Genomic DNA, 20,227 nt, shown 5'->3' on the forward strand with positions numbered 1-20,227 from the left:
GCGAAAATAGCAGATTGCCGGGTAAGAGAAGAGAGGAGGGTTTCCTCCTTTTTTTTGTGTTGAAGTATAAGGAAAGGGAGATGTAGTCATAGGATTAATCTCCTATAAATAGTGTGAACTGTTCGTCTATTGGTGTCTATATAGAACAAAAGGAAGGATAGAGATAGATAGATGAATAGTGGTACCTTTCATCTATCTTTTTTTGTTTTATAAGAGGAATGAAGAATAATGATTTTTTTTAAAAATAAATGAAAAAAAGTCTTGTAAATAGGGAATATTTAGTATATAATCTATCCGTTGGCGTGCGAAGAAGTGCGAGGTTGCTGAAACACCGATAAACGTTGTCATGGCAGTGTTTCAGGTAATTCGCATGGAGCAGTCTATTATTTAAATAGACGAAAGGAGGAAGTAAACATGGCAAACAACAAAATTAGAATTAGATTAAAAGCTTTTGATCACAAGATCTTAGATGGGTCAAGTGAAAAAATCGTAGCAGCAGCTAAAAAGACTGGTGCACAGGTGGTAGGTCCAGTACCTTTACCAACTGAAAAAGAAATTTACACAGTATTGAGAGCGGTTCATAAATACAAAGATTCACGTGAACAATTCGAAATCAGAACACATAAGCGTTTAATCGACATCGTTAATCCAACACCAGAAACAATTGATGTTTTAACTAGATTAGAATTACCAAGTGGTGTGGATATCGAAATCAAATTATAGAATGAAAGGTAAAAGGTGTAACTCATGAAAGGAATCTTAGGTCGTAAATTAGGAATGACTCAAGTGTTTACAACTGATGGGTCTTTAATTCCTGTAACTGTAGTTGAAGCTACTGAAAACGTTGTATTACAAAAGAAAACAGTAGAAAACGACGGTTACGAAGCCATCCAAGTTGGTTTCGAAGACAAAAGAGAAAGTTTAGCAAACAAACCTGAAAAAGGGATTGCTAGCAAGGCAAACACTGCCCCTAAGCGCTTCATTAGAGAGTTTCGTTATAGCGAAATGATGAGTTATGAAGTTGGAGACTCAATTAAAGTTGATAGCTTTGTAGCTGGAGAAGTAGTGGATGTGCAAGGAACTTCAAAAGGTAAAGGTTATCAAGGTGTAATTAAGAGACATGGTCAAAAAATTGGACCAAAAGGACATGGGTCAGGGGCTCATAGAATCGTTGGATCAATGGGGCCAATCGCTCCAAACCGTATTGCTCCGGGTAAAAAATTACCAGGACAAATGGGGAACGTAACTAGAACGATTCAAAACTTAGAAATCGTAGCAGTTGACGTTGAAAATAACTTGTTATTAATTAAAGGTTCAATTCCAGGACCTAAAAAAGGATTAGTAATTGTAAAATCTGCTGTTAAAGGAAACGGAAAAGTAAACCCTGCTGTTGAATTAGTCGTTAATCAACAACCAGTGGAAGAAATCGAAGAAGTAACAGCTGTAGAAGAAAATACAGAAGCGGCAGTTGAAGTGACAGCTGAAGCTGCTGAATAATTGTAGGGAAGGAGGATTTTACAAATGGCAAAAGTTGCAGTATACAACCAAGATGGTGCTAATGTAAAAGAAATCGAATTAAACGATATGGTATTCGGTATCGAACCAAATAAACAAGCGATGTTTGATATGGTGTTATTACAAAGAGCATCTATCAGACAAGGAACACATAAAGTTAAAAATCGTACAGAAGTTGCCGGTGGTGGTAAAAAACCATGGAGACAAAAAGGAACAGGTAGAGCAAGACAAGGTTCAACTCGTGCGCCTCAATGGCGTGGAGGGGGAGTTGTTTTCGGACCTACTCCAAGAAAATATGGCTTCAAACTTAATCGTAAAGTTGGTAGACTTGCATTAAGATCTGCATTATCAAGCAAAGTAGTGGACTCTGAATTAATGGTAGTGGATACTATCACAATGGAAGCTCCTAAAACTAAAGCAATGATAAAAGTATTAGAAAATCTTCAAGCTCCAGCAAAAACATTATTAGTTGTTGACGAAATCGATATGAACGTAGCGTTATCTGCTAAAAACATCCCAGGTGTGATGATTTTAGAAGCTAACAAAATCAACGTATATGATATCTTAAACAGTAATAAAATGATCATCACTGAAGCTGCTGTAAAAGCAATTGAGGAGGTGCTTGCATAATGGCACATATTACTGACGTATTAAAGAGACCTGTCTTAACAGAAAAATCTTTAACATTACAAGCTGAAGAAAACAAATATACATTTGATGTTGAATTAACAGCAAACAAGAATGAAATCAAGACTGCTGTAGAAAAAATGTTCGACGTTAAAGTTGAAAGAGTAAACGTAATTAGAGTAAGAGCTAAAACTAAACGTGTTGGTAAATACACAGGTAAAACTAACAGAAGAAAAAAAGCTATTGTTACATTAGCTGAAGGAAGCTCAATCGATTTATTCGGAGAAGAATAGTCGATACATTATTGGGTAAGCTTACCCAGAAAATAGGAGGAAACTAGAGATGGCAATTAAGAAATATAAGCCAGTCACAAATGGTCGTCGTAATATGACATCATTAACTTATGATGAAATTACTACAAATAAACCACAAAAATCACTAGTTGTTCGTATCGGTAAAAAAGGTGGACGTAATAACCAAGGTGTTATCACTACTCGTCACCACGGTGGAGGACATAAACGTTTATACCGTATTATCGATTTCAAACGTAATAAATTTGACGTTCCTGGAAAAGTAGCAACTATTGAATACGATCCAAACAGAACAGCAAACATTGCATTGATTAACTATGCTGATGGTGAAAAAAGATATATCTTAGCCCCTAAAGGGTTGGAAGTAGGAATGCAGATCGTTGCTTCTGAAAATGCGGATATTAAAGTAGGAAACTCATTACCAATGGGAAATATGCCTGAAGGTACAGTTATCCACAATATTGAAATGCACCCTGGTAAAGGTGGACAGTTAGCAAGAGCTGCTGGTGTGTCTGCACAGATCTTAGGGAAAGAAGACAAATATGTCATTATTAGATTAGCTTCTGGTGAAGTAAGAAAATTCTTATCAGTATGTACAGCAACTGTTGGTGTAGTAGGAAATGAAGATCATGGACTAGTAAACTACGGTAAAGCCGGACGTATGAGATGGAAAGGTGTTAGACCAACTGTTCGTGGTTCTGTAATGAACCCTAATGATCACCCTCATGGTGGTGGTGAAGGTAAAACTTCAATCGGTCGTAAAGCACCAATGACACCTTGGGGTAAAAAAGCACTTGGTGTTAAAACTAGAAAATCTAAAAAGGCTTCAACTAAATTAATAGTTCGTCGTCGTAATGCTAAATAAAGGAGGATAAAATAATGTCACGTAGTCTTAAAAAAGGGCCTTTCGTAGATGGTCACTTAATGAAAAAAGTAGAAGCATTAAACGCTTCTGGTAAAAAAGAAGTTATTAAAACTTGGTCAAGACGTTCAACTATTTTCCCTCAATTTATTGAGCATACATTCGCAGTGTATAATGGAAAAGAACATATTCCAGTTTATGTAACTGAAGATATGGTAGGACACAAATTAGGAGAATTCGCTCCAACAAGAACTTACCATGGTCATGGTGCAGATGACAAAAAAGCAGGTAAGAAATAAGAGAGGAGGAAGATGTCATGGAAGCTAGAGCAACAGCTAAAATGATTCGTGTTGCCCCTCAGAAAACAAGATTAGTTGTAGACTTGGTTAGGGGTAAGGATGTAAAGGAAGCGTTAGGTATTTTAGAATATACTAACAAATCAGCTAGTCCAGCAGTTTATAAAGTAGTAAAATCAGCAGCTTCAAACGCTGTTAACAATCAAGGATTAGATGCAGATAAATTATTCATCAAAGAAATTTATGTTGATGAAGGTCCAACTTTAAAGAGATATACTACTAAAGCAAAAGGTAGTGGCGCTCAAATTTTAAAAAGAACTAGTCATATCACAGTTGTGGTAGATGAAAGATAGTAAGAAGGAGGTTACACAATGGGTCAAAAAGTTAGTCCAATAGGATTACGTGTAGGTATTAACCGTAATTGGGATTCAAGATGGTACGCTAATGATAAAGATTTCGCAGGATTATTACATGAAGATATTAAAATCCGTGAATTCTTAGGAAAAGAATTGAAATCTGCTTCTGTATCAAGAATTGAAATTGAAAGAACTAAAAATCGTGTAAACGTTTATGTTCATACTGCAAGACCAGGTATCGTTATCGGTAAAGATGGTGAATCAGTAGAAGCATTACGTAAAAAAGTAGCAAAAATTACTGGTGATAAACAAGTATTTATTAACATTGTTGAAATCAAAAATCCGGATACAGTTGCTCAGTTAGTTGCTAGAAGCATCGCTGAACAATTAGAAAACCGTGCTTCATTCAGAACAGTACAAAAACGTGCTATTCAAAGAGCAATGAGAGCTGGAGCAAAAGGAATTAAAACTAGCGTTTCAGGACGTCTTGGTGGGGCTGATATGGCTCGTGCTGAAGGATATTCTGAAGGTAACGTACCTCTTCATACTTTAAGAGCTGACATTGATTATGCTACTGCTGAAGCGGATACTACTTATGGTAAATTAGGAGTTAAAGTTTGGATTTGCAAGGGAGAAATCTTACCAGAAAAGAAGAAAGGGGATAAATAACCATGTTGATGCCTAAAAGAACAAAATACAGAAGACCACACAGAGTTAGATACGAAGGTAAAACAAAAGGTGGAGCAGAAGTATCATTTGGAGAATATGGATTAAAGGCAGCTGAAGGTGCTTGGATTACAAGCCGTCAAATCGAAGCTGCACGTATCGCCATCAACCGTCACATGAAACGTGGTGGTCAAGTATGGATTAGAATCTTCCCTCATTTAGCAAAAACAAAAAAACCATTAGAAGTACGTATGGGTTCCGGAAAAGGTAATCCAGAAGAATGGGTAGCAGTAGTAAAACAAGGTAGAGTGATGTTTGAAGTAGCAGGTGTTGATGAAGAAACAGCACGTGAAGCTTTAAGACTTGCATCTCATAAACTACCGATCAAATGTAAAATCATTAAGAAAGGTGAGTAATGATGAAAGTTCAAGAAATCAGAGAAATCGAAACTAAAGAGTTACTTAACAAAGTAGAAGAGTATAAAAGAGAATTATTCGAATTAAGATTCCAACAAGCAACTGGTCAGTTAGAAAACACAGCTCGTGTTAGACAAGTGCGTAAATCAATTGCAAAGATCAAAACAGTAATTAGAGAAAGAGAATTAAACCAGTAAGGAGGATGAACAATGGAAAGAAATAGTCGTAAAGTATATACTGGAACTGTTATTTCTGACAAAATGGATAAGACAATTACAGTATTAGTCGAAACTCATGTTAAACATAAGTTGTACGGAAAACGTGTGAAATCTTCTAAAAAGTTTAAAGCTCATGATGAAGAAGGTATTGCAAAAATCGGTGATACAGTAACAGTTATGGAAACAAGACCGTTATCTGCTACAAAACGTTTCCGTTTAGTAGAGGTCGTTAAAAAAGCTGAAGTTATCTAAATACTTCGAAAGGAGGTCAATCAGAAATGGTCCAGAATGAATCTAGATTAAAAGTAGCCGACAATACTGGTGCTAAAGAAGTATTAGTTATCAGAAATCTTGGTGGTTCAAATAAAAAATCAAGCGGTATCGGTGATATCGTTGTATGTACAGTAAAGAGTGCCGCTCCAGGTGGTGCCGTTAAAAAAGGTGATGTTGTTAAAGCAGTTGTGGTAAGAACAAAATACGGTGTAGGTCGTACAAACGGATCTTACATTAAATTTGATGACAACGCAGTTGTTCTTATCAAAGATGATAAATCACCTAGAGGGACTCGTATTTTTGGTCCTGTTGCCAGAGAGTTAAGAGATGCAGATTTCATGAAAATCGTTTCACTTGCTCCTGAAGTATTATAATAGGAGGTATAAGTATGAAAATACGTGTAGGTGACAAAGTAGAAGTTATCGCAGGTAAAGATAAAGGTAAACAAGGTGAAGTACTACAAACTCTTCCTAAAGAAAACAGAGTCGTTGTTGAAGGAGTAAATATGGTAACAAAACATATCAAACCTTCTCAGCAAGATCCTGAAGGTGGTATTATCTCCAGAGAAGCCCCAATCCATGTATCTAACGTAGCTTATTATGATGAAAAAGCTAAATCAATTACTAAAATCGGTTTCGAAAGAGTTGACGGACGTAAGATTCGTATAGCTAAAAAATCAGGAAAACAAATCGATAAAAGTAAGAAAAAATAAGGAAGGAGGACATAACGAATGAACCGTTTACAAGAACGTTACAAACAAGAAGTAGTTAAATCGATGATGGAAAAATTTAATTACAAATCAGTAATGCAAGTTCCAGCTATCGAAAAAATTGTAATCAACATGGGAGTTGGTGATGCTGTATCTAATTCTAAAGTATTAGATGATGCTGTAAATGAATTAGCACAAATCACAGGACAAAAACCAGTTGTAACTAAAGCTAAAAAATCAATTGCGGGGTTCAAATTACGTGAAGGTATGCCAATTGGCTGCAAAGTAACTTTACGTGGAGAAAAAATGTTCGAATTCCTTGATAAATTAGTATCTATCAGCTTACCTCGTGTAAGAGACTTTAGAGGTGTATCTAAAGATGCTTTTGACGGTAGAGGTAACTATACATTAGGTATCAGAGAACAATTAATTTTCCCTGAAATCAATTTTGATAAAGTAAATAAAATCAGAGGGATGGACATCGTAATTGTAACAACAGCAAACACAGACCAAGAAGGTCGCGAATTGCTAGGACAATTAGGAATGCCTTTCCAAAAATAGTAAAGGAGGACTTAACGCATGGCTAAAACATCTATGAAAGTGAAACAACAACGTCCTCAGAAGTATAAAGTACGTGAATATACACGTTGCGAACGTTGTGGAAGACCACATTCAGTTATTCGTAAATTTAAGCTTTGCCGTATTTGCTTCCGTGAATTAGCTTATAAAGGTGAAATTCCGGGTGTAAAGAAAGCAAGCTGGTAATATAGACTTAGATATAATGATCCAAGTGGAAGGAGGACTTGCAGATGGTTATGACAGATCCAATTGCAGATATGTTAACAAGAATCCGTAATGCTAACCAACAACGTCATGAAACAGTTGTTGTGCCGGCTTCAAATATGAAAGTGGAAATCGCTGAAATTTTGAAAAATGAAGGATTTATCAAAGGGTATAAAGTCGAAGGTGAAAAAGCAGAGAGAAATATCACATTGACTTTAAAATACAAAGGTAACGACAGAGTAATTTCTGGGTTAAAAAGAATTTCTAAACCAGGGTTACGTGTTTATGCGAGAGTAAACGAAATTCCTAGAGTATTAAATGGTTTAGGTATCGTTGTCTTATCAACTTCTCAAGGTATTATGACTGATAAAGAAGCAAAAGCTAAACAAATCGGTGGAGAAGTATTAGCTTATATTTGGTAATAAAAAAATTAATCCAGGAGGTACTATAAATGTCTCGTATTGGAAATAAACTTATCCAGGTACCTGAGGGAGTAACAGTTGATATCGCAGCAGATAATACTGTTACTGTAACAGGACCTAAAGGGACTTTAGTGAAACAATTTTCTCCCGTTATTACAATTGAAAAAGACGGAGAAACAATCACTGTAAAAAGAAGCAGTGAAGTTAAATCACATAAACAATTGCATGGTACAACAAGAGCGCTTTTAGCGAACATGATCGAAGGTGTCAACGTTGGGTTCAAAAAAGAATTACAAATCGTTGGTATCGGATATCGTGCTGCTATGCAAGGTAATAAATTAGTAATTAATATTGGATATTCTCATCCAGTAGAAATGATTCCTGAAGAAGGAGTTACAGTTGAAACTCCTAACCAAACAACAATCGTTGTTTCTGGAATCAACAAAGAAAGAGTTGGCGAAGTTGCCGCTCAAATCAGAGCTGTAAGAAAACCTGAACCTTATAAAGGAAAAGGGATTAAATACAAAGATGAAACTATTATTCGTAAAGAAGGTAAAACTGCTGGTAAGAAATAGTTAACTTAAGAAAGGAGTTACAATATTATGATTAAAAAGGTTTCACGTAATGATGTTAGATTAAAACGTCATGCTAGAGTTCGTAATAAAATTAGTGGAACTCCAGAATGCCCACGTTTAAACGTATTCCGTTCTAATTCTCACATTCATACACAAATCATTGATGATGTTAACGGTGTAACTTTAGTGTCTGCATCAAGTGTTGAAATGAAATTAGAAAACGGTGGAAATATTGAAGCCGCTAAAGCTGTTGGCGCTGAGATTGCTAAAAGAGCATTAGCTAAAAATATTGATAAAGTAGTATTCGACCGTGGTGGATATGTATACCATGGACGTGTAAAAGCTGTTGCTGAAGCAGCTAGAGAAGTTGGGCTTAAATTCTAAAAGGAGGTAAAACATGGAACAACGTAGACAAAGAAATCCTAGAAACTCTAGAGGTCCTAAGAATCCAAGAAATCAAGAAAAAGAATTTGAAGAACGTGTTGTTACGATTAACCGTGTTACAAAAGTAGTTAAAGGTGGACGTAAATTCCGTTTTGCTGCTTTAGTAGTAATTGGAGATAAAAAAGGTCGTGTTGGGTTTGGTACAGGTAAAGCAAACGAAGTACCAGATGCAATCAGAAAAGCTTCTGAAGCTGCAAAACGTAACTTAATCAATGTGCCTATTCTTCACGGAACAATTCCTCATGAAGCAACAGGAGTATATGGTTCTGGTAAAGTATTTATTAGACCAGCTGCTCAAGGTACTGGAATTATTGCCGGAGGACCTGTTCGTGCGGTTGTCGAATTGGCAGGATACACAGATATCTTATCTAAATGTATTGGATCAAGAACACCAATTAATATGGTTAGAGCGACTATGGAAGGTTTAGCCGGATTAAAGACAGTTAAACAAGTTTCTCAGTTAAGAGATAAAACTGAACAAGAAATATACGGATAGGAGGCGTAAATAATGGCCAAACAAGTGATGATTACGCTTGTAAAAAGTCCAATTGGGTCTTCTAAGAGCCAAAAAGACACTCTTAAAGCGTTAGGATGTACAAAAATTAGAAAATGTGTTACTAAAGAGGACAACGTGATGATTCAAGGAATGATCAGAAAAGTTGCTCATCTTGTAGAAGTTAAAGATATTTAATAGGAGGTGTCACAATGAAATTACATGAATTGCAATACACTGAAGGTGCTCGTAAATCTAGAAAACGTGTAGGTCGTGGAACAAGTTCAGGTACTGGTAAGACATCTGGTAGAGGACAAAAAGGTCAAGGTGCTCGTTCAGGTGGAGGTAAGAAACCTGGATTTGAAGGTGGACAAACTCCTTTATTCATGCGTCTTCCAAAACGTGGGTTTACTAACTTCACTAGAAAAGAATTCGCAATCGTTAATTTAGATTCATTAAATCAATTTGAAGATGGAACTGAAGTAACGCCAGAATTATTAATCGAAACTGGATTAGTTAAAAAAGAATTAGATGGTATTAAAGTATTAGGTAATGGTGAATTAGAAAAGAAATTAACTGTAAAAGCTAACAAATTCTCTAAATCTGCTATTGCCGCTATCGAAGCAGCAGGTGGAAAAACTGAGGTGATCTAATATGTTTACCTTCTTAAAAAAGATATTTCAAAAAGGTGAATTGAGACATAAGATAATCTTTACGCTTGGGATGTTATTTGTCTTCCGTATTGGAAGTGCGGTAACTATCCCGGCGATCAATTCAGCGAAATTATCTTCCGGTTTAGAAACAACAGGAATCCTTGCTATCATGAATATGCTAGGCGGGGGTTCATTAGAAAGATTCTCCCTATTTTCATTAGGGGTTTCGCCGTATATTACGGCATCCATCATTATTGAATTATTATCAATGGATGTTATCCCAACGTTAACGCAATGGCGTGATGAAGGGGAAACAGGAAGAAAGAAAAAAGATAGAGTAACACGTTATGTGACTGTTATTCTAGCAGCAGTTCAAGCCTTCTCATTGACATATGCATTCGATAAGAGTTATGGAATTTTGAGAGAATCTACGCCGCTTTCATATGCTTACGTTGTTATCATCATGGTAGCCGGAGCTATGTTTGCAATGTGGATGGGTGATCAGATCACAAATAAAGGAATCGGAAATGGGGTTTCTTTATTGATCTTTACAGGAATCGTTTCAAACTTACCTACAAGCTTTATCACCGTCTTCAATACTTTAGTTGTTACGAACCAAGGCACTCAGAAGTTAGTGATGGGTGCACTTAACTATGGCCTGTTCGTCCTACTCTACTTGCTTATTGTAGTATTTGTAGTGTATAACGAAGGCGCTAATAGGAAAATCCCAATTGTTTATGCGACAAATTCGAATCCAATGATGAGAACCAAGGATGGAACTCATATGCCGATCAAAATTAATACATCAGGAGTAATTCCGGTTATCTTTGCGTCATCCGTTTTAGCAACACCGCTGACAGTTTCGCAATTAATTGGGAATACTAATGTAAGTAATATGATCCAAAAGATTTGTACGTATAATCAACCCGTACAATACCCAATCGGATTCGTTCTGTATTTGGTATTGATTGTTGCTTTCTCATTCTTCTATGCGAACTTACAGATTGATGCAGAGAAGATCTCAGGCGACTTAAGAAAGAACGGAGGATCTATTCCTGGTGTTCGTTCAGGAATTGAAACTCAAAACTATATTAAAAAAGTATTAAACCGAGTAACAGTAGTTGGATCAATCTTTTTACTGATTGTTGCGGTTATCCCAATTATGATTCCGGTTATTTGGAAAACAGTAGCCAATTCAGCCGTTACCTTATATGGTACCGGATTGATTATCGTAACAGGGGTTGCCCTTGAAACAGTAAATCAGATCAAAACGCACTTAACTCGTAAAGAATACAGAGGCTACATTCGTAGATAACAATAATAGAAAAGAGGCATTACAATGAATATTATTTTAATGGGTCCTCCAGGTGCCGGAAAAGGAACTCAAGCTGAGAAATTAGTTGAGAAACTGGGACTTGTACAAATCTCAACCGGAGATATGTTTAGAGCTGCCATGAAAGAAAATACAGATGCTGGTGCAAGAGCCAAATCCTACATGGATCAAGGTTTATTAGTACCTGATGAAATTACTAATGATATCGTGAAAGAAAGACTTCTTCAGGGTAATTTTGGTAATGGATTTATCTTGGATGGTTATCCACGTAATGTATTCCAGGCAGAATCTTTAGAAAAAATCTCTGAAGAGCTAAATATTAAAATTGACGCTGTAGTAAATATTGACGTTGATTTTGAAAAGCTGATTGGCAGACTTTCTGGAAGAAGAATTTGCAGAAGCTGTGGGGCAACTTACAATCTTAAATTCAAACCTAGTAAAGTTGAAGGAGTTTGTGATAAATGTGGCGGTGAACTTTATCAGCGCAGTGACGAGGATGAAGAAACTGTTAAAACACGTTTGAACACTTATGTGGAACAAACTCAGCCTTTGATTGATTATTATACAAGCAAAGGTGAATTGATCAGTATTAATGGTGATCAAGCTATGGATGATGTCTTCAATGACATTAAAACTCAGTTGGAGAAATAGAATGATCATTACTAAAAACCAAAGAGAAATTGATCTCATGAGAGAAGCTGGTCGTATTGTGGCTTTGGTTCATCAAAAGATGGCAGAGGTGATTCGACCAGGAATCACTACTTTAGAACTAAATGCTATTGCAGAAAAAATCATTTTAGATCATGGAGCTAAGCCTTCATTCAAGAACTATAATGGTTTTCCTGCAAGTATTTGTACTTCGATCAATGAACAGATCGTTCATGGAATTCCGAGTAAGTATGCTTTAAAAGAAGGAGATATAATCTCTATTGATGTTGGAGCCTGTTATAAGGGATATCATGGCGATAGCGCTTGGACTTATGCTGTTGGCGACATCAGTGATGAGGCAAAGCGTGTGATGGAAGCGACAAAAGGTTCTTTATTTGCCGGTTTGGCAATGGTCAAGCCCGGTAATCGATTGTCTGATATTTCTCACGCTGTTGAAGTGTACTTAAAAGAACATGGTTGTACAACTCCTTTAGAATATACTGGTCATGGGGTTGGAAGTGCATTGCATGAAGATCCGGCGGTGCCTAATTATGGTGCACCGGGACGCGGACCAAGGCTTGTTGAAGGAATGACCCTCGCTATTGAACCGATGGGTCATGGCGGAAAAGCAGATATTCATATACTAGAAGATCATTGGACTGCTATAACGGAGGATGGCTCTTTAGCAGCTCATTATGAACATTCCATCGTCGTTACGAAAGATGGATATGAAATTCTAACAAAACTTTAAGGTGAAGGAGCGATATTCAATGGCTAAATCAAAAGATAATGTAATTGAAGTTGAGGCAACCGTTATAGAAGTATTGCCAAATACGACTTTTAAGGTTGCTTTGGAAAATGGAGCTGTTATTGATGCTCACGTTTCTGGTAAAATCCGTATGAACTACATTCGTATTTTACCAGGGGATAGGGTAACAGTGGAAATATCTCCATATGATTTAACACGTGGGCGCATCACATTTAGACATAAATAAGTCTTCCAAAAGGAGGTAAATGAAGATGAAGGTAAGAACATCAGTTAAACCAATCTGTGATAAATGTAAAGTTATTAAACGTAAGGGAAAAGTCATGGTTATTTGTGAGAACCCTAAACATAAACAAAGACAAGGATAATTAGGAGGAAATAGTAAATGGCACGTATTGCAGGTGTAGATATACCACGTGAAAAACGCGTTGTAATCTCATTAACATATATTTATGGAATTGGTAAGCCAAGAGCTCAGGAAATCTTAAAAACGGTTGGTATCAGTGAAGATGTCAGAGTTAAAGATTTAACTGAAGAAGAAGTTACAAAAATCAGAAAAGAAATAGAAAATTTTAAAGTTGAAGGTGACCTTCGTAGAGAAACAGCATTAAACATCAAGCGTTTAATGGAAATTGGTAGCTACCGTGGAATCCGTCATCGTAAAGGGCTTCCTGTACGTGGGCAAAAAACTAAGACAAATGCTCGTACACGTAAAGGTAAGGCACGTCCAATTGCTGGAAAGAAGAAATAGTGAGGAGGTTGTACTAAATGGCAAAGACTAAAACAAGTACACGTACTAAAAAACGTGTTAAGAAAAATATTGCAAAAGGTGTAGCACATGTGCATTCAACTTTTAATAACACAATCATTACCATTGCAGATGAACATGGTAACGTATTAACTTGGTCTAGTGCTGGAGCATTAGGTTTCAAGGGATCAAGAAAATCTACTCCATTCGCAGCGCAAATGGCAGCTGAAGCAGCAGCTAAAGCTTCAATGGATCAAGGAATGAAAACTGTTGAAGTAAACGTAAAAGGTCCTGGACCAGGACGTGAAGCAGCAGTTCGTGCTTTACAAGCAGCTGGATTAGAAGTATCAGCTATCAATGATGTAACACCAATTCCACATAACGGATGTCGTCCACCAAAACGTCCTCGTGGATAATAACTAAATTCCAAAGAGGAGGGAAAAGGCATGCAGAAATTTGAAAAAGCAAACTTTAATATCCAAGAATATGATGAGTCAGCAAATTATGGTAAGTTTGTCATCGAACCTCTAGAAAGAGGATTCGGTACGACTTTAGGGAATTCATTAAGACGTGTATTATTATCATCTCTTCCTGGATCAGCTGTAAACTCAATCAAAGTTCAAGGAGCAATCCATGAATTTTCAGCAGTTGATGGGGTAGTTGAAGATGTGACAACGATTATCCTTAATTTAAAACAATTAGTTTTTGATATTGATAAGGAAGATGAACAAGTCACTATGGTAATTGACGTACAAGGACCTGCAACAGTTACTGCAGCAGATATCCAATGTCCGTCAAATGTAAGAATGATCAGTAATGATTTAGTCATCTGCCACGTAGCAGAAGGGGCTAATTTTTACATGGAGATGTACGCGAAAAAAGATCGTGGATACATTAGTTCAGATATTAATAAAAAGTCGATTAATCAAATTGGAATTATTCCAACTGACTCTATTTACTCTCCAATTGAAAAAGTATCTTACTCTGTTGAACCAACACGTGTAGGACAAAGTGCTAAATATGATCAGTTAATGATGGAAGTCACAACAAATGGCTCTATCAAACCTCATGAAGCACTAGCATTAGCAGCAAAGATCTTAGTTGAACATTTAAATTTATTTGTTGAATTAAATGATATGGCTGTTAATATGGAAATCATGTCAGAAGCTACTACTGATTCTACTAACAAAGTATTAGATATGACAATTGAAGAATTAGATCTATCTGTTCGTTCTTATAACTGTTTAAAACGTGCAGGCATTCAAACTGTACAAGAATTAGCAGATAAGAGTGAAGATGATATGATCAAAGTTAGAAACTTAGGTAAGAAATCTCTTAAAGAGGTAAAAGAAAAATTACATGAATTAGGATTAGGTTTTAAACCAGTTGAATAATTCTAGATAGGAAGGAGCGCTAATTAATGGCTAGAAATAGAAAATTAGGACGTACATCTGCTCAAAGAAAATCTATGTTACGTAATCTTGCTACTGAAGTAATTATGTACGGGCAGATTGAAACGACTGAAACAAGAGCTAAAGAAGTTCGTTCTGTTGTTGATGAATTGATTACTTTAGGAAAACGTGGAGATTTGCATGCAAGAAGACAAGCGGCAGCTGTTCTTCGTAACATCAAAGATGAAGATTCATCTATGAATGCAGTTCAAAAATTATTTGATGAAATTGCACCTAAATATGCAGATGTGAACGGAGGATACACTCGTATCTTAAAAACTCACAACCGTAAAGGTGACAATGCTCCAATGGCAATCATCACTTTAGCATAACAATCAAGGAGGGTAAACCTCCTTTTTTTAATGTCTTGACAGATGTCTTGTTAAACACTACAATAAATACAGTATATTTTTCAAATAGAAAAATAAGGAGGAACTATGACCAAAAGTATCGAGATTAAAAACTTGTTTTTTGAATATGATGAAAATTTAAATACGATCGATAATGTTTCTTTTGATGTAGAAAACGGAAGCTATACAGTGATCTTAGGTCATAATGGGAGTGGTAAGAGTACGATTGCTAAATTGATCATTGGACTTCTGGAAGCAAAAAGTGGAAAGATCATTGTCGACGGTATTGAATTGAATGATGAAAATGTATATAAAGTTAGGGAAAGAGTAGGAATTGTTTTTCAGAATCCGGATAATCAGTTCATTGGTGCAACTGTGCGTGATGACATTGCCTTCGGTTTGGAAAACCGTTGTGTTCCTCAAGGGGAAATGGATGGGATTATCAACAAATATGCACAAAAAGTAGATATGATTGATTTTCTTGATCACGAACCGACAAAATTGTCTGGTGGGCAGAAGCAGCGTGTTGCCATTGCGGGCATTCTTGCTATGTCTCCGGATATTATTATCTTAGATGAAGCAACCAGTATGCTTGATCCAAAAGGGCGCCGTGAAATCAATGCATTGGTGAAAGAATTGAATGAAGAAACCAATATGACAGTTATCTCTATCAGCCATGATATTGAAGAAGCGGTGAATGCCGATCATGTGGTTGTTTTAAATAACGGAAAAGTAGTAAAAGATGGGACACCGGAAGAAATATTAACGGATGAATCTTTAATGTATTCATTGGAACTTGATGTTCCTTTTGCCTATAAAGTATCGAAGAAGCTTGTTGAAAGCGGAATAAATGTAGGATTAAATCTTAAAGAAAAGGAGTTGATTGAAAAGTTATGTCTATTAAATTTGAACAAGTAAGCCATACATATTCAAAGAATACTCCTTTCCAGTATATTGCGTTAAAAGATGTTGATTTAGCTATTGAAAAAGGTTCGTTTACTGCGATTATCGGACATACCGGAAGTGGGAAGTCAACTTTGATTCAGCATATCAATGGATTGATTTTACCTTCATCGGGTGTTGTAACAGTCAATGATTTTGTGGTGGATGCTAATCATCTGCCAAAGGTATTAAGACCATTGCGTCAGATGGCAGGATTGGTTTTCCAATTTCCAGAATATCAGCTATTTGAAGATAGTGTGGAAAAGGATATTATCTTTGGACCTAAGAACTTTGGCGTAGATGAGGAAACAGCTAAGCAAAAAGCGAAAGAAGCTTTAGCAATGGTCAAAATGGATGAAAGTTATTTGGAAAAATCTCCTTTTGATCTTTCTGGCGGACAGAAGCGCCGTATTGCAATTGCTGGTATTTTAGTCATGGAACCGGATATTCTTGTCTTAGATGAGCCAACGGCAGGATTAGATCCGCAAGGGGCTAAAGAGATGATGGAATTATTTAAAGCATTAAATGATCAAGGAAAGACCGTAATAATTGTTACTCATGATATGAATCAGGTCTTGAATTATTGTGATCATGCGGTAGTGATGAATAAAGGCGAAATTATCAAAACAGGAACAGTCGATGAAATTTTCAAAGATCCGGAGTATCTTGAAACATTAAGCATTGATTTACCGATTATGACACATTTTATTCATGAATTAAATAAAAATGGATTTGATATTGATCCATCGATTAAAGATTTAGATACATTAATTAAAGCGATAGGGGGTAAATAAATGGGAAACATGACATTAGGAAAATATTTACCGTTTGATTCCTTTATCCATCGCTTAGATCCTCGTATGAAGATTGTCAGCTTATTATTCTTACTGATCAGTGTTTTCTTCGATGCAGGCTTTATCGGATATGGCATTATTGGATTGTTTGTGTGTCTGGTAGTGGTTTTATCGAAAATTAAAATTACGTATATCCTTAAATCATTGAAACCAATGATCTTCATGATGTCTTTTTTAATGATTTTAAATGTGTTTATGATACAAAAAGGAGCTGTATTATTCAGTATAGGTCCCTTATCTGTCTACTCAGGCGGTTTAATCCAAACAGCCTATATCTTAATTCGTTTAGTGTTGATCGTCGCTTTAACAACCGTTTTGACAGCTACGACTAAACCTTTAGATCTTACATTAGGATTGGAACATCTCTTTAATCCTTTAAGGAAAATTGGATTCCCAGCACATGAAGTCTCTATGATGATTTCCATTGCTCTGCGTTTTATCCCAACATTATTAGAAGAAACAGAAAGAATTATGAAAGCACAGGCGAGCCGTGGCGTTGATTTTAAAGAAGGTTCTTTAAAGGATAAAGTGAAAGCCATTGTTTCATTGATTGTTCCTTTATTTATTTCTGCGTTTCAGCGTGCGGAGGATTTAGCCAATGCGATGGAAAGCCGTGGCTATAATCCGGATGGTAAACGAACAAAATATAAGGTGTTAAAATGGCGTTTGAGCGATACATTAAGTTTACTGACAACAGTGGTGATGTGTGTTGGAATTATAGTAATGAGTGTGATATAAGATGCCGAGAATTAAATGTTTAGTCAGTTATGATGGCTCTAAGTTTTATGGTTTTCAGGTTCAGGATAAGCAAAGAACGATTCAAGGAGAGATTCAGAAAGCTCTTCATAATATTACCCGGGAAAACATTATTATCCATGCTTCGGGAAGAACCGACGCAAAAGTCCATGCCAGAGAACAGGTCTTTCATTTTGATACAGCAAAAGAATTGCCAGATGAACGCTGGAAGATGGCGATGAATCATTTCTTACCCAATGATATTTATATCCATGATGCTCAGCAAGTAAGTGAAGAATTTCATTCTCGTTACAGTGCTGTCGGTAAAGAATATCGTTATTATTTAAATACAAAGGAATATTCTGTTTTTGACACAAATTATATCTATCAGTATAACCGACCATTAGATACTGCATTGATGAATGAAGCCGCAAAACTATTTATCGGTGAACATGATTTTGCTTCTTACTGCGTCAGTGATCAGCATGGTACAACAGTGCGTACGATTTATCAGTTTGATGTGATAGAAAAAGATGGCATTGTAGAATTTATTGTCAGTGGAAATGGTTTTAGACGCTATATGGTGCGTCATTTGGTAGGGGCATTAATTCAGATCGGTGCTCATCGTTTTACCATAGAAGAAGCAAAGAAACGATTAGAAAGCTGTGGAGAAAAGCATATTTTGTTTAAGGCAAAGCCACAAGGTCTTTATTTATGCAAAGTGAATTATGAGGAAAATGAAAATGACGCTTAATCATACCGGAACGATTGAATTAAAATCGGATCGACTTTGCCTGCGTCCTTTTTCTTTGGAGGATGCATCTCCTTTTTATAAGCATATTACAAACAGTAATGAAGTAAGACGTTACTTTTTGATTCCCTATCATGCCGATTTCAATCAGACAGAAAAGATGATCAGACAGATAATCAAAGGATATCATTCAAAAACATATAATTGGGCAGTCACTTTAAAAGAAGAAAATAACATGATCGGTTTGGTACGTCTCTTTGACGTTAATGATGATGATGTTTCTGCCGAGATTGGCTATGCTCTCGCTTCTGACCATTGGAACAAGGGCTATATGAGTGAGGCGATAACCACCGTTTTAAATCATTTGTTTATAACAGTAGGCTTTAAAAAATTAACCGCAGACTGCATGAGTGAAAATCAAGCCAGTTGCCGTGTACTTGAAAAAAGCGGAATGAAGTTCATCACCAAGACAAAAAACGGAATCTTATGGCAAGGCAGAGATCATGATGTTTTACATTATTCTCTATTAAGGGATGACTATCTAACAAAAAAGCATTTTTAATATAAATATGGCAACCCTAAGCTAGGGGAGAGGTTTGATGAGAAATGTTTTTTTAATTTATATAGAGATGGGAAAGTTGATATGCCATTAAATAAAATAAGTAGCAATTAGTATAAGGGAGTGAGGTCATAGACAAAACATGTGCAAATATTGGGGAAGAACAGACTGTTTTTCCATTACCTTTGAATTGGAGCAACACGACTTGTCTTAATGAAAATTGAGATTAGATGAAAATTGGTTATTTATAGTTTTACCACAAGCATATAAAATTAGATTTATTTGATTAATAGACAATAACAGACCGATTATTATGATTTTAATGCTTAAATAGATGAAATATTTTATTTTAATCTATTGACATTCAAAATACGAAAAAGTATAATGAATACTGGCACTGTTATGCCTAGTAGCCCCGGAAACTACAGGAGGAATTTACAATGCGACAAACAACAATGGCGAAGGAATCAACAATTGAACGTAAATGGTTCGTAGTTGACGCTGAAGGACAAACTTTAGGACGTTTAGCTTCTGAAGTGGCAACAGTATTAAGAGGAAAACACAAACCAACTTATACACCACATGTGGATACAGGTGATTATGTAATTATTATTAATGCTGAAAAAGTAGTAATGACTGGTAAGAAATTAGATAAAGTAAAATATTACAGTCACTCAGGATGGTTAGGTGGTTTAAAAGTTAAAACTGCCAGAACTTTCCAAACTAAAAACCCTACTGGATTTGTAGAAGCAGCCGTTAAAGGGATGTTACCACACAATACATTAGGTAGACAACAAGGTATGAAATTATTTGTTTATACAGGTAATTCTCATCCACATGCAGCTCAAAAACCTGAAGAATTGAAAATTAAAGGATAAGAAGGAGGAAGACTATGGCAATCGTACAATATAGAGGAACTGGAAGAAGAAAATCATCTGTAGCTCGTGTTATTTTAAGACCAGGTACAGGGAATTTCACAATCAACGGAAGAGGCGCTAAAGAATATTTAAATAATTCTGACGTCTTAACAATGGTAATCAACCAACCATTAGAATTAACAGCTACTAAAGATAAATTCGATGTAATTGTTAATGTATATGGTGGTGGATACACTGGTCAAGCTGGTGCTATCCGTCATGGTGTTGCAAGAGCTTTATTAGAAGCTGGTTCTGATTACAGACCTGCATTAAAAGCAGCTGGATTCTTAACTCGTGATGCCCGTGCTAAAGAACGTAAGAAATACGGACTTAAAGCAGCTAGACGTGCTCCTCAATTCTCTAAGAGATAATTACAATCAAGTTTTATCAACTGCATGGACCTCTCAGGGCGTCTCAGGACCCCTCAGAGCGCTTCAAAACCCCATTTTTGGGGTTTTTTTGTTTTTTAAGAGTTGGAGAGAGTTGTGGAAGAGCGATCAGTTGGTTACAAATATGTAACAAATATGTAACAAATCTCCTCATGAGTTGGCGTA

37 protein-coding genes are annotated in these 20,227 nt (G+C 36.1%); all 37 read left to right on the forward strand.

Annotation, left to right across the window (positions count from 1 at the left end; all coding sequences use genetic code 11):
• Window positions 1–414: 414 nt before the first annotated feature.
• The 37 genes from rpsJ (at window position 415) to rpsI (ending at window position 20,044) form a co-directional block, all read left to right on the forward strand.
• Window positions 415–723, forward strand: a complete 309-nt coding sequence (gene rpsJ, locus ACLRVU_RS10765; protein WP_041139878.1) for a 30S ribosomal protein S10 — start codon at window positions 415–417, stop codon at window positions 721–723.
• A gap of 24 nt (window positions 724–747) precedes the next feature.
• Entirely contained in the window at window positions 748–1,497 is a 750-nt protein-coding gene (gene rplC, locus ACLRVU_RS10770; protein WP_147553640.1) for a 50S ribosomal protein L3, read from the forward strand.
• A gap of 24 nt (window positions 1,498–1,521) precedes the next feature.
• Window positions 1,522–2,145 carry a 50S ribosomal protein L4 gene (rplD, locus tag ACLRVU_RS10775; RefSeq protein ID WP_147553639.1) on the forward strand — a complete coding sequence of 208 codons (624 nt, stop codon included), beginning with the start codon at window positions 1,522–1,524 and terminating at the stop codon, window positions 2,143–2,145.
• Window positions 2,145–2,435 (forward strand): 50S ribosomal protein L23, encoded by a 291-nt coding sequence (gene rplW, locus ACLRVU_RS10780; RefSeq protein WP_147553638.1) that lies wholly within the window; start codon window positions 2,145–2,147, stop codon window positions 2,433–2,435. The genes rplD and rplW overlap by 1 nt, the downstream gene beginning before the upstream one ends.
• Before the next feature lie 49 nt (window positions 2,436–2,484).
• Entirely contained in the window at window positions 2,485–3,318 is an 834-nt protein-coding gene (rplB, locus tag ACLRVU_RS10785; RefSeq protein ID WP_412891863.1) for a 50S ribosomal protein L2, read from the forward strand.
• Between the two features lie 14 nt (window positions 3,319–3,332).
• Window positions 3,333–3,614, forward strand: coding sequence for a 30S ribosomal protein S19 (gene rpsS, locus ACLRVU_RS10790; protein WP_041139873.1), 282 nt, complete (start codon window positions 3,333–3,335; stop codon window positions 3,612–3,614).
• A 17-nt stretch (window positions 3,615–3,631) separates the two neighbouring features.
• Complete coding sequence (gene rplV / locus ACLRVU_RS10795) at window positions 3,632–3,964, forward strand: 50S ribosomal protein L22 (protein ID WP_041139872.1); 333 nt, start codon at window positions 3,632–3,634, stop codon at window positions 3,962–3,964.
• 18 nt (window positions 3,965–3,982) lie between these two features.
• Entirely contained in the window at window positions 3,983–4,636 is a 654-nt protein-coding gene (rpsC, locus tag ACLRVU_RS10800; RefSeq protein WP_147553636.1) for a 30S ribosomal protein S3, read from the forward strand.
• A gap of 2 nt (window positions 4,637–4,638) precedes the next feature.
• Window positions 4,639–5,049 carry a 50S ribosomal protein L16 gene (rplP, locus tag ACLRVU_RS10805; protein ID WP_147553635.1) on the forward strand — a complete coding sequence of 137 codons (411 nt, stop codon included), beginning with the start codon at window positions 4,639–4,641 and terminating at the stop codon, window positions 5,047–5,049.
• 2 nt (window positions 5,050–5,051) lie between these two features.
• Window positions 5,052–5,246 (forward strand): 50S ribosomal protein L29, encoded by a 195-nt coding sequence (gene rpmC, locus ACLRVU_RS10810; protein ID WP_041139869.1) that lies wholly within the window; start codon window positions 5,052–5,054, stop codon window positions 5,244–5,246.
• Window positions 5,247–5,258: 12 nt separating this feature from the next.
• Window positions 5,259–5,519, forward strand: a complete 261-nt coding sequence (rpsQ, locus tag ACLRVU_RS10815) for a 30S ribosomal protein S17 (protein WP_041139868.1) — start codon at window positions 5,259–5,261, stop codon at window positions 5,517–5,519.
• A gap of 26 nt (window positions 5,520–5,545) precedes the next feature.
• Window positions 5,546–5,914, forward strand: a complete 369-nt coding sequence (gene rplN, locus ACLRVU_RS10820) for a 50S ribosomal protein L14 (RefSeq protein WP_041139867.1) — start codon at window positions 5,546–5,548, stop codon at window positions 5,912–5,914.
• Between the two features lie 14 nt (window positions 5,915–5,928).
• Window positions 5,929–6,252: a 50S ribosomal protein L24 gene (rplX, locus tag ACLRVU_RS10825; protein ID WP_041139866.1), complete on the forward strand. Its 324-nt coding sequence runs from the start codon at window positions 5,929–5,931 to the stop codon at window positions 6,250–6,252.
• A gap of 18 nt (window positions 6,253–6,270) precedes the next feature.
• Window positions 6,271–6,810: a 50S ribosomal protein L5 gene (rplE, locus tag ACLRVU_RS10830; protein ID WP_041139865.1), complete on the forward strand. Its 540-nt coding sequence runs from the start codon at window positions 6,271–6,273 to the stop codon at window positions 6,808–6,810.
• 18 nt (window positions 6,811–6,828) lie between these two features.
• Window positions 6,829–7,014 (forward strand): type Z 30S ribosomal protein S14, encoded by a 186-nt coding sequence (locus tag ACLRVU_RS10835; protein ID WP_003536834.1) that lies wholly within the window; start codon window positions 6,829–6,831, stop codon window positions 7,012–7,014.
• A 44-nt stretch (window positions 7,015–7,058) separates the two neighbouring features.
• On the forward strand, window positions 7,059–7,454 hold the full coding sequence (gene rpsH / locus ACLRVU_RS10840; protein ID WP_147553634.1) for a 30S ribosomal protein S8: 396 nt from the start codon (window positions 7,059–7,061) through the stop codon (window positions 7,452–7,454).
• Window positions 7,455–7,483: 29 nt separating this feature from the next.
• Window positions 7,484–8,029: a 50S ribosomal protein L6 gene (gene rplF, locus ACLRVU_RS10845; RefSeq protein WP_412891864.1), complete on the forward strand. Its 546-nt coding sequence runs from the start codon at window positions 7,484–7,486 to the stop codon at window positions 8,027–8,029.
• Between the two features lie 27 nt (window positions 8,030–8,056).
• Window positions 8,057–8,413: a 50S ribosomal protein L18 gene (rplR, locus tag ACLRVU_RS10850; RefSeq protein WP_412891865.1), complete on the forward strand. Its 357-nt coding sequence runs from the start codon at window positions 8,057–8,059 to the stop codon at window positions 8,411–8,413.
• Between the two features lie 13 nt (window positions 8,414–8,426).
• Window positions 8,427–8,969: a 30S ribosomal protein S5 gene (gene rpsE, locus ACLRVU_RS10855; RefSeq protein WP_041139861.1), complete on the forward strand. Its 543-nt coding sequence runs from the start codon at window positions 8,427–8,429 to the stop codon at window positions 8,967–8,969.
• 12 nt (window positions 8,970–8,981) lie between these two features.
• Window positions 8,982–9,164 (forward strand): 50S ribosomal protein L30, encoded by a 183-nt coding sequence (gene rpmD, locus ACLRVU_RS10860; protein WP_147553632.1) that lies wholly within the window; start codon window positions 8,982–8,984, stop codon window positions 9,162–9,164.
• Between the two features lie 14 nt (window positions 9,165–9,178).
• Complete coding sequence (gene rplO, locus ACLRVU_RS10865) at window positions 9,179–9,619, forward strand: 50S ribosomal protein L15 (RefSeq protein ID WP_041139859.1); 441 nt, start codon at window positions 9,179–9,181, stop codon at window positions 9,617–9,619.
• A 1-nt stretch (window position 9,620) separates the two neighbouring features.
• Window positions 9,621–10,934 carry a preprotein translocase subunit SecY gene (gene secY / locus ACLRVU_RS10870; protein ID WP_412891866.1) on the forward strand — a complete coding sequence of 438 codons (1,314 nt, stop codon included), beginning with the start codon at window positions 9,621–9,623 and terminating at the stop codon, window positions 10,932–10,934.
• A 24-nt stretch (window positions 10,935–10,958) separates the two neighbouring features.
• Entirely contained in the window at window positions 10,959–11,603 is a 645-nt protein-coding gene (locus ACLRVU_RS10875) for an adenylate kinase (protein ID WP_412891867.1), read from the forward strand.
• A 1-nt stretch (window position 11,604) separates the two neighbouring features.
• On the forward strand, window positions 11,605–12,351 hold the full coding sequence (map, locus tag ACLRVU_RS10880; RefSeq protein WP_412891868.1) for a type I methionyl aminopeptidase: 747 nt from the start codon (window positions 11,605–11,607) through the stop codon (window positions 12,349–12,351).
• 19 nt (window positions 12,352–12,370) lie between these two features.
• A complete protein-coding gene (gene infA / locus ACLRVU_RS10885; RefSeq protein ID WP_041139855.1) occupies window positions 12,371–12,595 on the forward strand; it encodes a translation initiation factor IF-1 in 225 nt (74 codons plus the stop codon).
• A gap of 25 nt (window positions 12,596–12,620) precedes the next feature.
• Window positions 12,621–12,734 carry a 50S ribosomal protein L36 gene (rpmJ, locus tag ACLRVU_RS10890; protein ID WP_041139854.1) on the forward strand — a complete coding sequence of 38 codons (114 nt, stop codon included), beginning with the start codon at window positions 12,621–12,623 and terminating at the stop codon, window positions 12,732–12,734.
• Between the two features lie 17 nt (window positions 12,735–12,751).
• A complete protein-coding gene (gene rpsM, locus ACLRVU_RS10895; RefSeq protein ID WP_412891869.1) occupies window positions 12,752–13,117 on the forward strand; it encodes a 30S ribosomal protein S13 in 366 nt (121 codons plus the stop codon).
• Between the two features lie 17 nt (window positions 13,118–13,134).
• Window positions 13,135–13,530, forward strand: coding sequence for a 30S ribosomal protein S11 (rpsK, locus tag ACLRVU_RS10900; protein WP_041139852.1), 396 nt, complete (start codon window positions 13,135–13,137; stop codon window positions 13,528–13,530).
• A 30-nt stretch (window positions 13,531–13,560) separates the two neighbouring features.
• Window positions 13,561–14,508: a DNA-directed RNA polymerase subunit alpha gene (locus ACLRVU_RS10905; RefSeq protein ID WP_041139851.1), complete on the forward strand. Its 948-nt coding sequence runs from the start codon at window positions 13,561–13,563 to the stop codon at window positions 14,506–14,508.
• 26 nt (window positions 14,509–14,534) lie between these two features.
• On the forward strand, window positions 14,535–14,897 hold the full coding sequence (gene rplQ / locus ACLRVU_RS10910; RefSeq protein WP_041139850.1) for a 50S ribosomal protein L17: 363 nt from the start codon (window positions 14,535–14,537) through the stop codon (window positions 14,895–14,897).
• Window positions 14,898–15,002: 105 nt separating this feature from the next.
• Complete coding sequence (locus ACLRVU_RS10915; RefSeq protein WP_412891870.1) at window positions 15,003–15,833, forward strand: energy-coupling factor transporter ATPase; 831 nt, start codon at window positions 15,003–15,005, stop codon at window positions 15,831–15,833.
• Entirely contained in the window at window positions 15,809–16,651 is an 843-nt protein-coding gene (locus tag ACLRVU_RS10920) for an energy-coupling factor transporter ATPase (RefSeq protein WP_412891871.1), read from the forward strand. The genes ACLRVU_RS10915 and ACLRVU_RS10920 overlap by 25 nt, the downstream gene beginning before the upstream one ends.
• Entirely contained in the window at window positions 16,652–17,449 is a 798-nt protein-coding gene (locus ACLRVU_RS10925; RefSeq protein ID WP_412891872.1) for an energy-coupling factor transporter transmembrane component T family protein, read from the forward strand.
• Window position 17,450: 1 nt separating this feature from the next.
• A complete protein-coding gene (truA, locus tag ACLRVU_RS10930; RefSeq protein ID WP_412891873.1) occupies window positions 17,451–18,200 on the forward strand; it encodes a tRNA pseudouridine(38-40) synthase TruA in 750 nt (249 codons plus the stop codon).
• A complete protein-coding gene (locus ACLRVU_RS10935) occupies window positions 18,190–18,759 on the forward strand; it encodes a GNAT family N-acetyltransferase (RefSeq protein WP_412891874.1) in 570 nt (189 codons plus the stop codon). Before truA ends, ACLRVU_RS10935 begins: the two co-directional genes overlap by 11 nt.
• A 437-nt stretch (window positions 18,760–19,196) precedes the next feature.
• The gene (gene rplM / locus ACLRVU_RS10940; protein WP_412891875.1) at window positions 19,197–19,634 is read left to right on the forward strand and encodes a 50S ribosomal protein L13; all 438 of its coding nucleotides are present in this window, start codon (window positions 19,197–19,199) and stop codon (window positions 19,632–19,634) included.
• Window positions 19,635–19,648: 14 nt separating this feature from the next.
• Window positions 19,649–20,044, forward strand: a complete 396-nt coding sequence (gene rpsI, locus ACLRVU_RS10945; RefSeq protein WP_041139843.1) for a 30S ribosomal protein S9 — start codon at window positions 19,649–19,651, stop codon at window positions 20,042–20,044.
• Window positions 20,045–20,227: the final 183 nt, after the last annotated feature.

Source organism: Beduini sp. (genome assembly GCF_047239305.1).
In the GTDB taxonomy this organism is placed as follows: domain Bacteria; phylum Bacillota_I; class Bacilli_A; order Erysipelotrichales; family Coprobacillaceae; genus Beduini.